The sequence below is a fragment of the Zoogloea sp. 1C4 genome (genome assembly GCF_009469605.1).
GTDB lineage: Bacteria > Pseudomonadota > Gammaproteobacteria > Burkholderiales > Rhodocyclaceae > Zoogloea > Zoogloea oryzae.
This window is the reverse complement of sequence record NZ_SSXU01000040.1, coordinates 1-12,146: the sequence shown is the minus strand read 5'-3', so window position 1 is coordinate 12,146 and position 12,146 is coordinate 1. Positions and strand designations below refer to the sequence as shown.

Here is a 12,146-nt window from a genome sequence, read left to right as displayed (position 1 = left end):
GCTCCGAACCGTCGGCCGGATGCAGGCTCGCGTGCAGCGTCAGCTCGGCCCCGGGCAGAAACAGCGCGAAGGCGTAGTGATCGGCAGGCAGCTTGGCGTTGGCGCGGGTCGAGACGCGCAGCCGGGAAGCGTCGGCCGCCACCACGCGCAAGCCGTTCCAGCGCGCCGCATCGATCCGCGGCTGGGCCAGCGCCAGCAGGTGCCGACCGGCGAGCCGGAACAGCTCCGCCGAAAAACCGCGTCGAGCCTTGCTGAAGGCCTGCGCGCTGACCTCCCGACTACGGACCGCCATGCCCTTCAACTGGCCGAACAAGGTGTCGAGCTCGGCCTGCACGCTGGCACACATCCCGGACATCATCATCGCCGCGATGCGCGGCAAGGTCAGATGGCGATCACGGGTGAAAGCGCCGGGGCGCAGGCGCACCTGGTCGACCAGGGCGGGGTCGAGGAGGAACCTGGAGAACTCATCCAGCAGCGATTGGGGATCGAGTGTTTGAGTTCATACTGTCTATTTATCAATGACTTAACGGTATGAATTTTACCGAGAGTGGCGCGGGTTCACAAGGGGGTTGGCGTTAAGTTGGGAGCATTGGGAGCGGGGGGGGGCAGCCCCTCATGCTGCCCGTGCTTTGGCTCTGTGGGTCGGGGAGCTACTGACCCGGCGCAAACGTGGTGGGGATCAACTCGCTCTCTCGGCCGTCAATCGATACCTCAGTGCACTCTCTCGTCCGTTTGCCGAACTCGTCGGTGATACGCGGCTTGATCAACTCGATGAGGACGAACTGACTGATTTGTACTCGGAAGTTATCTTGTCAATGCCGCTAAAGTCTAAGCACTACGGTCGATGCCGCCTGCAGGAGTTTCATGCCTGGTTAGCACGGCAAGCTCCGATGGAAGACCCCGACTGGACTGAAATCCCCGGCGCTCAAAAAATTGTTAATGCGAGTCCGGGTTACTTCACCGAGGCAGAGTATCTGCGGGCATTTCACCACCTGTATGGAGTTCAGGACAAAGACTATGGGGCCCTGGGGGCTCTCCTTCTAATGCTCGCTTATCGGTTCGCCCTTAGAGGCGGCGAGGCATTCGGCCTCTTGCGAAGCGAATGGTTTTGGGAGGGGGCGTTGCCGTATCTGAGAGTTCGACACAACCGGCTAAAGAATCTGAAAACCGAGCGAACTTCGTCTCGCCTAGTCCCCCTTGTCGCCTCGCTCACCGCAAACGAAACTAAACTTATTGAGGAACGTCTCGCGCAATTGGAAGCGCATGTCGGAAGTGACATTGATGCCCCGATCTTTGGTGATGTCGCAACCGATCGTGCTGCGAAAGCGAATCTGCGTAGTCGGGTCATCGCGACGCTGCGCGGGGTTACCGGAAATCCATATATCACGCTGCATCATGCGAGACATTCAATTGCGAACCTGATCGCTGCCCGGCTATTTAGCATTGAAGCGGCGGGCAGGATTCCCGCTAATAGTGAAAACTTTGCAGCAGCAGAGACTCTACTTGGCGGTGCCCGTGTCACGCGCAGAATGCTTCCTGCCCTCGAGCGCTATCTTGGTCACGGGCAGAGTGGGACGACGCAGATGTATTACCTGCATCTGCTCGATCTGTGGAGTAGTCAGCTAGTCGGTCTGTCGCCTGGAGAGTCTCATAAAATACCTGGGGTTAATTATCTTGATAATTATTTACCCTATTGCCCCGTTAATTTTTACGAAAAGTTAGCAACTACGCACCCGAGTCCGGCGTTGGCGCTCATGTATCTGCGTCTTCGAGCGCGCGGATATGAGTGTGTGACGGCGGCTGACCGGCTAAGACTTGGCAGTGCAATCGCTAATAAAATTGATAGCGCGCTCAACAGAGTTGCGAATCGTTTTCGTTTTTCTATGTCATTGCGTGCTCAATTGCCGGACAGCCTTTCAGGCATGCCGGCGCTCGCAACGCTGCTCACCCGCATTCCGGAGTCCGGCTGGAATGACCTGATTGCCTACGCGGAGAAACGGTTTGCCGAATCGCCGTCATTGCCGGGCGGCGCGCCGATTGAGAATTTGATCACCACTTCACGTCAAGTCGTGATGTGGGAAGCCGAGCATTTCGCTACCCTGCGGAGCCACCTGGCCTGGTGGGGGCTGAGGAATGATCAGTTGCGTGTCCTCGCGACAAGAAAATGTTATTCGGATATTCTTTCTGTCGCTTCGGAATATGGTTTTGAGCTCGAGCCCCTGGGTCAATCGTCGAGTCCTCAAATCGATCTTGTTCGCGTGGGCATATATAAGGTAGAGCAACGGCTTGCGCTGGTTTTGAAAGAGTCCGAGCACGCAATCAGGCACTCGGCTGAATTTTGTATATGCCTCATCGTAGGGTCTGTTCTGTCGCTCGAGGCGGCAGGCTGCGGATAGTGATTGTGCGCTTGCCGACGTCGTCGATGACATCAAGTACCTCGAAAGTAGATATTTCCCTTGAACGCATCGACTCCCAAAAGTGGTCTAGCTCGCTGTGGTTGCTGTAGTGGCCGCTAATTGCAACGCCGTCCAAGTCCAGAATTCGCGCTGCGAAGTCGCTAAATCCTAAATTGTCGATAACGCCTTGAACTTCCCGTCGCTTCGTTTGCCCGATAAGTTTGGATGGGCGTGCGCTCAATTTCCCTTCGACTATGTAAATGGGCTTCTTGTCATGATCTTCGATCATTACGGGGTGTCTGAGTCGCGTTCGAAGGGCAAGTAACGTCTTCTGCACAGAGTGGTTTAATTCTTTCTCCTCGTCCGCCGTCAGTTGGACCTGCTGCCGGCGTTCGTTGAGAATGTCCTGGCCTGCCGCATGAGATGTTGTAGAAATGAGACCTTGCGCGTATTTGAAGCAGATGGCGTCGATTTTTTCTCGAAGGTGATCCGGTATGCCGCGTGTTGTTGAGATCTTAATAGCTGGATAGACAAAAGTGCCCAGTGAGTCTCGGCAAAGAGATGTCTTTAAATAGCACTCGTCAGTCGCCACTAGTTCCATGGAAATTAGGGTGTCGACAAGACCGTTGCCAAGCATTTTGATGTCGCGCCAATCGATTCCATCGAAGTCGCCGTCGAGATCTCCGTTTTCTCCCTTTAGGATAGCAATAGGGTTCTTTTCTATCAGTGTGTATATACGGTTGTGCATGATTTTCACCTTGTCTTCGACCAAAATCCAGCTGCTTGTGCGTGCGTCCAAGATCATTTTTCGGTATGTCTCTGGTTGCGCGGTGCATTGATGCGTCTGCGACCCTGATTTACTTCTAATAATGCGAAAGCGTATTTTTAGAAGGTGAGGTCGGCGTACGCTGAGGGGGATTAAAGCGATGACTCGGTGTTCACCAGTTGTTATAAGTGCTGGAGGTAATTTTCCCGTATTTTTTTGTACTCTTTGTTTTTAGTCGGCACTATCTTTGATGCTCCGAAAAACAAAAAATACAACCTAAATAAATATTTAAATAGGATATTTGTGGCATGGCTGCGCACCTCGAAAAGCCTCACCCCTCCCGCCGCTTGGTAAAATCCTTTTGTCCTGAGTCCCGTCGCCATCCAGGGCAATCGTAGCGACCCGACATACCCCACCGCAAAATTTCGTTCACCTTCATGACCTTACACGCCCCCTGTTCACAGCCGCAGAAAGTGTGTAGTTTCCTGGCTTTTTGGGCTTCCCATGAAGACAGGAGTGATGCCGCTGATGCAGGTGTTTGTTTCGATCTCCGATCCGCGCAGCCCTCGGCACACGCAGCACGATCTGGCCGAACTCCTGACGGTCGTGGTGTGCGGGGTGCTCAGCGGGGCGGACGACTTTGTGGGCATCGAGGAGTGGGCCAAGTTGAAACTCGACTGGCTGCGGGGCTTCATGAAGCTTGAGCAGGGCATCCCGTCCCACTACACGCTGGCCCGCGTGTTCGGGCTGATTTCGCCCGACGAGTTCGAGGCCGCCTTCCGGCGCTGGGTGGGCATGGTGATCCCCGCGCTGGCCAAAGACACCGTGGTGGCCATCGACGGCAAGACCAGCCGCCGGTCTCATGTCACTGACCGCCACAATAGGGCTCTCCCGCAATTTTGATGGTCCCGCGGCCAAAGGCGGATACTGGCCTGGTTCGCCGCCACGATCGGCAAGGCTTGGCGGCCCGGGAGTAGATCATGGATATGTCCCTTCCCTGGAGCCTGGAGGGTGACGGCCTCCAGGCAGAGCAGTTCGTCGAAGTGCCGACCGGATTCATGGTCATCGTGGACAGTTGCCAGCAGACGGCCGCCTGCCCCGACTGCGGCGAGCAGAGCCAGCGCATTCACAGCCATTACCTGCGCCGGCTCGCGGATCTGCCGTGGAGCGGGCAAAGCGTGGCAATCAGCCTGCGGGTGCGTCGATTCTATTGCCCGCGTGCCGACTGCCGGCGACGCCTCTTCACTGAGCGCCTGCCCGGCGTCGTCGCCCCCTATGCTCGGCGTACCGACCGCCTGCAAGTCTGTCTGGTGGCGCTGGGGCAACACACGGGGGGCGAAGTGGGCGCTCGTCTGGCAAGCCTGCTGGGAATGCCGGTCAGTGCCGACACGCTGCTGCGCCAGCTCAAGCGCTCAGCGCTGCCGCCGGCCTCGACGCCGCGCATTCTCGGGGTGGATGATTTCGCCTTCCGGCGCGGGCACTGCTACGGAACGATTTTGGTGGACCTAGAGCGCCACTGCCCGGTGGACTTGTTACCAGATCGCGAAGCGAAGACCCTGGCCGACTGGCTCAGGGCCCACCCCGGCGTCGAGGTCATCGCCTGTGACCGGGCGGGCGCCTTGCCGAGGGTGCTCGGCAAGGCGCTCCCGGCGCGATGCAGGTCGCCGATCGGTGGCACCTCCTCAAGAATCTGCGCGAGGCCATCGAGCGGCTGCTTGCACGCCACCACTGCGAACTGAAGGCTGTCAGCCACGCCCTGATCCCGACGTCTCCACCGCCGAGCAGGCTGACCACACCACCGGCTCCGGCACCGGCGTTGGTGCCATCGGTTTCGCGTCGAGCGCGCCTGCGGGAGGCGCGACGCCAGCATCGCCGAGAGCGCTACGAGCAAGTGCTCGCGTGGCATCAGCAGGGCAAAAGCGTGAGCTTCATCGCACACGAACTCCGGATGTGTCGGGGAACGGTACGTCGGCACCTGCGAGCCGGACAATTTCGCGAACGCGCCCCTCGAACCGTGCCTCCCGGCAAGCTGGCGCCGTTTCACGCATTCCTCAAAAGCCGCTGGGAAGCCGGCTGCCACTCGGCAGCCGCCCTCTGGCGGGAACTGAAGGCTCAGGGCTTTTCCGGTTCTCCCATTCTGGTACGCCGTGCCGTACAGCCTTGGCGGACCGAACTCGCGGCAGCTCAAGCGCCTGAAGACACCGCTCATATCCAGGTTCCCTCACCCAGCCGGGCGAGTTGGTGGCTGCTGGCTTTGGCACCCGAGAGCGATACGCAAACCCAGGCCGCTCATCAGCGCTTCGTAAAGGCGCTGGCGGAGCATTGCCCCGACCTCGCCACCGCTCAGACGCTCGCCATGCCCTTTGTCGACATGATCCGCCACCACCAAGCCGACCAGTTCGACCACTGGCTCACGCAGATCCATCACAGCGACGTCCCGGAACTACAAGGATTCGCACGGGGCGTATTGAACGACAAGGCTGCCGTTATAGCCGGACTGACCTCGCCCTGGAGCAGTGGCCAGGTCGAAGGGCAGGTCAATCGCTTGAAAGGCCTGAAGCGGGAGATGTATGGCCGGGCAAGCTTCCCGCTCCTGAAGGCCCGCGTGCTTCATCCGCCGTAACGGATGTCATCAAAATTGCGGGAGAGCCCCAATGTGCCGGTCGGTGACACGCCCTGTCGGTGGCCTACGGGGCCGGGCTGCGGGCCAGCGAAGTCGTTGCGCTGAAGGTGGGCGATGTGGGCAGCCAGCGCATAACCTTGCGCATCGAGCAGGGCAAGGGCCGCAAGGATCGTTACCACCGCGAGCCAGCTCACGTCCGTCTCCGCCTGGGTCGATGGGCGCGATTTCTCGATCCATTTGCGGACCAGGTTGGCATTGACCCCGTGGGCCAGGGCCACCGCGGCGACCGACGCGCCCGGCGCCAAGCACTCGGCCACGATCGCCGCCTTCAGCTCGGGGCTGCGCCGAACATAGGCGCCACGCCGATCCACTCCTGCTGCCTTCTCAATTTCCATGGTGTCCACCCTCAAAAATGGTGGACACCTTCGCTGCTCAACGGATTTACCTCAAGACGGGGCAGAGACGACGCTTACGGTACAATCGACGGTGGAGAAAATATGAAAACAGCAACTGACGTTGCCCCAGCGCCTGCGAGCGGGGGCATTTTGTATGGCTATGTCACCGTTGCCTGTGGAAATACTCCGATAGCGGCGAGAGCATCTTGTCGGGAGAATCAAGTCGGCGTGTATCTAGTGCCCGGCGCCAGCCCAGATAGTTCGGCAGGTAGTGCGTGGCGACACCGTGAAAGCGTTGAATCCACTGGCGTAGCCGGCTGTGATAGGCATTGACGTTTTGCACATGGAAAGCCCCTTTGACGCGCGTGCCGGCGGACAGATTGAGCGCTTCATGGCTGACGCCCGCGTCCTTGGCAAAGTAGTGATAACTGGCGTTGGTATCGCTGACGAGCAGAACGTCCTCATCGAGCACGGGTGGCAGGCATTCGCGCAACTGCGCTTTGCTGATGGGACCTTTGCCCGTGACGAAATCCAGAGTCTGGCCGGTACGGTCCCGAGCCACCAGCACGCAGATCTGTTCGTTGGAAATCCCTCGCTTGGTGGCCGAGCCACCCCGCTTGCGGGCTGGGCGCTCAAGCGTGCGCGCCCCTTTGCTGGATTCGAGGAAGTAGGTCTCGTCCGCCTCGGTGATCCCATGCAGATGTGCGGGGCGGTCGTTCTTGCTCCAGGCAAGAAACCGGTGGCGCCAGCGAAAGCTGGTATTGCGATGAACGCCAACGTCCCGAGCGCTCTGGCGAACCGTGAGCGAGGCCTGCATCGTCTGAAGAAAGTCCAGCCACTTGGCCTTGTGTCGAAGCCGCGCCAACGGCGTTCCCGTCAGGGCATTGAAGGTCCTGCCGCAGGCGCAGCACCGATAGCGTTGAAGGCCCTCGGACCGTCCGTGTCGATGGACGCGTTCGTGCGCGCAGTTAGGGCACTTCGGCGCAGCCTCGAAACAAGCCTCAATCCGCGCCGCCGCATGGCCGTCACCCGGCTGACTCAATACCTGAACAAGCCGGTCGCGCTGCCAATGCGACAGATGCGCCAGCGATTGCAGGACATGTTTGAAATCAAGCGGTTTCGTCGCCACCCTCCTGATCGCAGCAGAACTGTATATTCAGACAGATTGCTGGGGGCGCAGTTCCACAGGTAACGGTGACATAGCCTTTTGTATCGCCCTTGCTGTGCTGCGATCCGGCTGTGCCCGATGGGCAAGAATGAAAAAGCCCGCGCGAGGCGGGCTTGATGGCTTCGGTAGCAAATAGAGCTGTTACGCCACCCACTTCTCCTGACTCTTGTCGTAGGTTTTTGCGCCGGCGGCACCACTCTTGACAAGATTGATGGCGTGAAGTGCGTCTTGTTTGTTGATGTAGGACTCAGAGCTCATTGCGATGACCTTGTTGTTGGCGGCGTTGAAGTTCCAGCGCCACTGGCCTGAGACGTCTTTGTAGATAATGAAGTACATGTTTGATCTTTCAGTTAAATATGTGATTTTTGTTCGTCTTGCAGAGCAGGGCGAACCGCATGGAGGAAGGGGTGCTTCCGGTTGGTGTTGAGGGGCCTTGGTGCCTCTGTCCGCGAAATCGACTAAACTGAAGTGTCTCTGGTAAAGACACGGTGTCGCGTTCAGGTGGTAAGGATGCCCCTTTGCGCCTCACCAAGAAGCCCCGGGTGTTTGCGCACTCGTGGGCTTTTTGCTTGTTGCTGCTACCTCAGGCCGGTCTCTTCCACTGGGGGAGGTTGGCGGGCCTGGTTGGTGCAGCGATTGCATTGATTTTTGCTAGGTAGGGCAGAGCCTCTGCATCGCGTTCCTTGAAGTATCCTGGTGCGCGTTGAGGTAGCCATACTTGCAGTGCGTACTTCCGGAAGATCACGAGTAGCTCGATAGGGTAGGCGTTTGCCAGAACCTTGCGGCCATCTTCGAAGGTGTGCGTGTACTTCGGAAGAGCGCAGGTGTCGTAGCAGTGGTCCTTCCGGAGGTGGGCACAGAACATTTTCCCCAGGCTGCCATCTGGAAGGAAATGCTCCGCCAACTCATATCCGAGGCTTTCCATTGGCCCGGTGAGGATGAATGTGATCTCTTGAAGCACAGTGAAGTGTCCGGAAGGAATCTCCGGCTGGTTGAGCAGGTAGCGGCGGATGTGAGGTGGCAGATGTGGGGAGCCTGACCCTGCTGCCGTGCTGGGCTTTCCGATGTTAACTGACAGGCCCTTCGCGGATGCCCATTCGTTGATCCACTCGGATACCTGATAAGCGAACTCAGGGGAGAGCCATTGCCCGAGATGAGGCGCAATCTTGGGGTGAACCCAAGTGGACTTCACGCCCGCTGTCGTAACTACTTGAATCAACTCCAAAACGGGAATTCCCGTCTTGGCTTCGACAACAGCCAGATACTCTTTGGTGGACTTGTTCGAGAAGTATTCGTTCCATTGCTTGCCAGCAGCCTTGCACAACGCAGTTGCGTTGATGTAGCCATCGCCGGAGCGTTGAAGGATGACCGAGTTGTTGACCTCATGGACGATGAGGTCGAGTGGGTACTGATGTTGCGGTGTCACGGAGTGATTTCCAGTGGCGCCGACTGTGCGATCCGTAACGAGCAGGCGTTAACGAGGCGTTATTAACTGTTGACGCCCGTTACTCGTTTCCGCATAATCGCCCAAGTCGACTGCGTTCAAAAATGCACATTCAAGGCGGCCTGTCAAGTCAAGCCTTGTTTGTGTTGCTGTCGCCAAAAAGTAGATAACCCCGGTACCCGGCAAGGTGCCGGGGTTTTTCTTTCTGGATATTTAGCACTTTACCTGAATGAGTGCTAAAGGTGCAAATTATTTTTTACAATTAAAACAAAGAGCTAAAAATTCACCGGTAGGTGCGGGTGAAAAAAGCACTATATATTGTAGCTTCTTTGAGTTTTCGGGTTCTGTTGCTTTGTGGGTATGAAATTTGCTGCGAAAGGTCTAGTTTTCGCCGCCCTTGTCTGCGCTAGGCTTTTTGCGCTTACGTTGCGGGACCTTCTTCGGTTCGTCAGTATTAGCTGTTTGCGGGGTGTCGTTTTTTTTCTTAGGTCCCAGAGCCCGTAAATCTAGCGACGGCAGCATCAATGGACCGTTCTTGTGGCGCAGCGTCAAGGAGAGAAGCTGCTCCCTGATGACTCCAAACAGCATTGATGCGCCGTTGATCACAACTAAGCGTCTGCGATCTTCCAGATCACCATCATGATCGATGTGGAACTCGCCCTCCAGCAAAACAGCAAACTGGTAGGGGAAGTCGTCGGGGAGTTCTTTCTCGCTGCTGACAGCAAGACTCACCATGAAATGATGTGGGTCTTCATCACCTTCAGGCATTCCGAGTTCAATCTTTGTGATGAAGCTTTCTGTTGATGCTGTTGGGTAGCATGCGCTCGGGCTGTCTGCTGGAGGGGAGGGGATCTCGCGAGCAAAGAGCGAGATGGCCGTGTACTGGCTGTGAAGAAGCTGAAGCGGTGAGAGTTTCATCCTGTTGCCTATCAAGCTGCTTCAGAGAACTCATCTGCCGCGCCGTCGTTAGCGGCTACGGTGCATAGCGTGTAGTTTCTTCGCCAGGACGACCGAACAGCCATTCGATTGACCGCTTCCTCGATAGCTGCTTGAACTGCTTTAGTGATGGCCTCTGGAAAGATGTTTTTGTGGTGAATGTTAGCGCAAGAGTCTTCCTTGGCAGGAAAGGTGTAGTTTTGCTCCCAAGGCTGGAAGTGCCGAACTTCACTCGGTTTGCGTACGGCAATGTCGAAGTCAAACCCCGCTGCCTTGACGATCTCTGCAATGGTATTGGTTGTCAGGTTCTCACGACCGGATAGTGCCTTGCTGACGCGACTTCTCTTCCAGCCCAGCTTCTCAGCAAGCTCGGCAAAAGACATACCCTTTGCGTGAAGCATACCCGTCAGGGTGATTGCAACATCGTCCCGCTTGTTTGCGAGCCAAGAGGCATGCTCATCGTCGGCATCATCCCAAAAGTCGGCAAAGGCGCGTTCGTTGTGTTCGTTGGGGGCCATGGCTGCTCCTAAATGATCTGCGGCTCTCGTGCATCGATGAAGGCTTGAATTTCTTTCTCAGTCTTCTTCTTCTGCGCGACGGTTAGCTTGTCCTTGTGCTTTGGGAATGCATCGGTTAGAAAAACGATATTGTTTTCGCCATAGTAGAACAACACACGAAGATCTCCGATTCTGATCCGCCACACGACTCGTTCTTCCCCTTGGTACGTGAAGCGATGAGTTTCATGGCATTGCTGTTCATCGTAGTGGCTTTGCAGCGTGCGTCCGCTGTTCGCAATCTTGAGCAAGGTGCTCATGCCACTCATGAAGTGCTTTTGATCAACTTTGCTCATCGTATCAAGCCAGTCGAACATAACTGCTGAATCCCGTTCCTCGCTCTTGGCCCTGCAGCACACTCGAAGCGCGTTCGAGGCTTCCGGATACGTCGCTGCGCTTTCTTGAGGCCTGAGAAATTCTGCGAGCTTAAGTTGTCTCAGAATCATCGGTTAACTTATAGGTTAACAATAACACGTGTGTTCGAAAAATCAACAGACGTTGAACGTGTTTTGTTGTGTGGGCGTTCGGAAAGCACGCAGGACTGCCCCTAGTGTCAAGCTAGGAGTGGCGCTGCCCAGTCGAACACGTCCTGGGCGAGGGATTCAGGTTTGAGGTTGGTAGCGACCTGAAAGCCGCTGGCTTCGAGCTTCCAGCATTCGGTGAGCAGGTAGTCCTCAAGCTCCAGCCGCAGTTTGGTGGGTAGCTCGATGCGGTCGGGGGAGTAGATGAAGATGCCTCGGCTGTCTTTCCCGCGCACCTTCCCATAGCTGCCCACGTCCTGAGCAGCGCGCAGCAGGTGGCGCTCGATGGAGAACTGGGATTGGTAGTCCGCCGAGATCACACTACCAACGCCCTTGGCGGTCACAATGTCCACGTCAAAGAGGTGGTCGCCGCGGTCGTGGATGACCTCGTTTTTTTCGCGCACGATGTGTTCGTAGTCCAGGTTGGCGATGCGTTTGAGTTCGCGATGCACCAGGGTGCGGAGGGACGGAGTATCCAGATTCTCACGTGCCTTGCGTTGCTTGCCTTCGGCTTGGGCTGCGGGTACCAGGGTTGTAAAGAGATCGTCGGCAATCGCTTGGGCAGATTCGCCACTCACGTAACGCGGTGGCGTGAGGGTCAGATTGAAGATGGGCAGAGTGAGAGGGGCGTCGGGTTCGTGTTCGGCCAGGGTGCTGCGAGCCACGCTCAGCAGCCAGGCAAAATCCTTGGTCATAGCCTTTGGCTGGTAGAAGCAGGTCAGCCGGCCGGGCTCGTCCATCAGTCGATACGCGGGCTTGCCTTTGCCACTCACGACCACGCCGATTGCAAACGTTTGCACGCCAGTGATGTCTGGCTGCCACAGGATTGCAGACCAGTGCCCGGTAAAGGGGTCTGGTGCTGACGGTTGGGCGACGTTGCGAAGTGGATGGCGGCGGTTCATAGGAGTCGATTCAGCTGGTCGCGCATCCAGGTGCCGGGGGCGCGATTTTGGATGAATCTTAGAACATTTCCGGGGTCGGATTCCTGGTAAATATGTTGCAGCAGGGGGCCTAGCCGGGGTGCTGCTTCGGCAGCGATGGCCGCATGGGCATCGGCAAACACGATCATGCGCGACTCGATGTCGGATAGCTGGGCACCTCGAAAAACCTCGCCCCGCCCCTCCTTGGTAAAATTACATCGTTCTGAATCCGCCCCGAGCCGACTCCGATGAAACCACGCAGCGCCATCAAGACCGACCTGTTCGCCTTTGATCACCACCGCAAGAAGATCGACACCCTGGGTGATCCGCTGGCCGAGATCGAGTCGTACATCGACTTCGCGGCGCTGGCGGCCGAGGTGGATCGCATCGCGCCCCGGCCGGTCAGCCCTCAGGGTGGCCGCC

The 12,146-nt window shown here is 57.3% G+C and carries 12 protein-coding genes and 5 pseudogenes; 6 read left to right on the top strand and 11 right to left on the bottom strand.

What is annotated here, in order from left to right:
• A pseudogene (locus tag GH681_RS22010) lies at positions 1–424 on the bottom strand (hypothetical protein); the annotation flags it as partial.
• Positions 425–890: 466 nt separating this feature from the next.
• On the opposite strand from GH681_RS22010, the gene GH681_RS22005 reads away from it, so the two are divergent.
• Complete coding sequence (locus GH681_RS22005; RefSeq protein ID WP_153163663.1) at positions 891–2,396, top strand: hypothetical protein; 1,506 nt, start codon at positions 891–893, stop codon at positions 2,394–2,396.
• Here the strand turns inward: GH681_RS22005 and GH681_RS22000 are convergent.
• Positions 2,350–3,195, bottom strand: coding sequence for a hypothetical protein (locus GH681_RS22000; protein ID WP_153163662.1), 846 nt, complete (start codon positions 3,193–3,195; stop codon positions 2,350–2,352). The genes GH681_RS22005 and GH681_RS22000 overlap by 47 nt on opposite strands.
• A gap of 471 nt (positions 3,196–3,666) precedes the next feature.
• Between GH681_RS22000 and GH681_RS21995 the strand changes: the two genes are divergently transcribed.
• From GH681_RS21995 to GH681_RS24180, 4 genes and pseudogenes are all read left to right on the top strand, one after another.
• Positions 3,667–4,065 carry an ISAs1 family transposase gene (locus GH681_RS21995; protein WP_255425200.1) on the top strand — a complete coding sequence of 133 codons (399 nt, stop codon included), beginning with the start codon at positions 3,667–3,669 and terminating at the stop codon, positions 4,063–4,065.
• Positions 4,066–4,142: 77 nt separating this feature from the next.
• Positions 4,143–4,901, top strand: coding sequence for an ISL3 family transposase (locus GH681_RS21990; protein WP_153163661.1), 759 nt, complete (start codon positions 4,143–4,145; stop codon positions 4,899–4,901).
• Positions 4,817–5,785, top strand: a complete 969-nt coding sequence (locus GH681_RS21985; RefSeq protein WP_153163660.1) for a transposase — start codon at positions 4,817–4,819, stop codon at positions 5,783–5,785. The genes GH681_RS21990 and GH681_RS21985 overlap by 85 nt, the downstream gene beginning before the upstream one ends.
• 59 nt (positions 5,786–5,844) lie before the next feature.
• Positions 5,845–5,904: pseudogene (locus GH681_RS24180) on the top strand (hypothetical protein); the annotation flags it as partial.
• Between the two features lie 81 nt (positions 5,905–5,985).
• On the opposite strand, the pseudogene GH681_RS24175 reads toward GH681_RS24180, so the two are convergent.
• The 9 genes and pseudogenes from GH681_RS24175 to GH681_RS21935 form a co-directional block, all read right to left on the bottom strand.
• Positions 5,986–6,132 (bottom strand): annotated as a pseudogene (locus GH681_RS24175) (transposase); the annotation flags it as partial.
• A 206-nt stretch (positions 6,133–6,338) separates the two neighbouring features.
• Positions 6,339–7,309: pseudogene (locus GH681_RS21970) on the bottom strand (IS1595 family transposase).
• 180 nt (positions 7,310–7,489) lie between these two features.
• Positions 7,490–7,684: a DUF1508 domain-containing protein gene (locus tag GH681_RS21965; RefSeq protein ID WP_153163659.1), complete on the bottom strand. Its 195-nt coding sequence runs from the start codon at positions 7,682–7,684 to the stop codon at positions 7,490–7,492.
• Between the two features lie 247 nt (positions 7,685–7,931).
• Entirely contained in the window at positions 7,932–8,774 is an 843-nt protein-coding gene (locus GH681_RS21960; RefSeq protein WP_153163658.1) for a KilA-N domain-containing protein, read from the bottom strand.
• A gap of 399 nt (positions 8,775–9,173) precedes the next feature.
• On the bottom strand, positions 9,174–9,710 hold the full coding sequence (locus GH681_RS21955; protein WP_153163657.1) for a hypothetical protein: 537 nt from the start codon (positions 9,708–9,710) through the stop codon (positions 9,174–9,176).
• A gap of 11 nt (positions 9,711–9,721) precedes the next feature.
• Positions 9,722–10,246, bottom strand: coding sequence for a helix-turn-helix transcriptional regulator (locus tag GH681_RS21950; RefSeq protein WP_228112029.1), 525 nt, complete (start codon positions 10,244–10,246; stop codon positions 9,722–9,724).
• Between the two features lie 8 nt (positions 10,247–10,254).
• Entirely contained in the window at positions 10,255–10,599 is a 345-nt protein-coding gene (locus GH681_RS21945; protein ID WP_153163656.1) for a hypothetical protein, read from the bottom strand.
• 236 nt (positions 10,600–10,835) lie between these two features.
• Positions 10,836–11,705, bottom strand: a complete 870-nt coding sequence (locus tag GH681_RS21940; protein ID WP_153163655.1) for a hypothetical protein — start codon at positions 11,703–11,705, stop codon at positions 10,836–10,838.
• The gene (locus tag GH681_RS21935) at positions 11,702–11,872 is read right to left on the bottom strand and encodes a hypothetical protein (RefSeq protein ID WP_153163654.1); all 171 of its coding nucleotides are present in this window, start codon (positions 11,870–11,872) and stop codon (positions 11,702–11,704) included. Before GH681_RS21935 ends, GH681_RS21940 begins: the two co-directional genes overlap by 4 nt.
• 99 nt (positions 11,873–11,971) lie before the next feature.
• Between GH681_RS21935 and GH681_RS21930 the strand changes: the two are divergent.
• Positions 11,972–12,146, top strand: a pseudogene (locus tag GH681_RS21930) (IS5/IS1182 family transposase); the annotation flags it as partial.

Bases quoted from the DNA above. Each gene is read 5' to 3' on its own strand.
- GH681_RS22005 (WP_153163663.1), top strand. From the start codon at position 891: ATGGAAGACCCCGACTGGACTGAAATCCCCGGCGCTCAAAAAATTGTT.
- GH681_RS21995 (WP_255425200.1), top strand. From the start codon at position 3,667: ATGAAGACAGGAGTGATGCCGCTGATGCAGGTGTTTGTTTCGATCTCC.
- GH681_RS21990 (WP_153163661.1), top strand. From the start codon at position 4,143: ATGGATATGTCCCTTCCCTGGAGCCTGGAGGGTGACGGCCTCCAGGCA.
- GH681_RS21985 (WP_153163660.1), top strand. From the start codon at position 4,817: ATGCAGGTCGCCGATCGGTGGCACCTCCTCAAGAATCTGCGCGAGGCC.
- GH681_RS21965 (WP_153163659.1), bottom strand. From the start codon at position 7,684: ATGTACTTCATTATCTACAAAGACGTCTCAGGCCAGTGGCGCTGGAAC.
- GH681_RS21955 (WP_153163657.1), bottom strand. From the start codon at position 9,710: ATGAAACTCTCACCGCTTCAGCTTCTTCACAGCCAGTACACGGCCATC.
- GH681_RS21950 (WP_228112029.1), bottom strand. From the start codon at position 10,246: ATGGCCCCCAACGAACACAACGAACGCGCCTTTGCCGACTTTTGGGAT.
- GH681_RS21945 (WP_153163656.1), bottom strand. From the start codon at position 10,599: ATGTTCGACTGGCTTGATACGATGAGCAAAGTTGATCAAAAGCACTTC.
- GH681_RS21940 (WP_153163655.1), bottom strand. From the start codon at position 11,705: ATGAACCGCCGCCATCCACTTCGCAACGTCGCCCAACCGTCAGCACCA.
- GH681_RS21935 (WP_153163654.1), bottom strand. From the start codon at position 11,872: ATGATCGTGTTTGCCGATGCCCATGCGGCCATCGCTGCCGAAGCAGCA.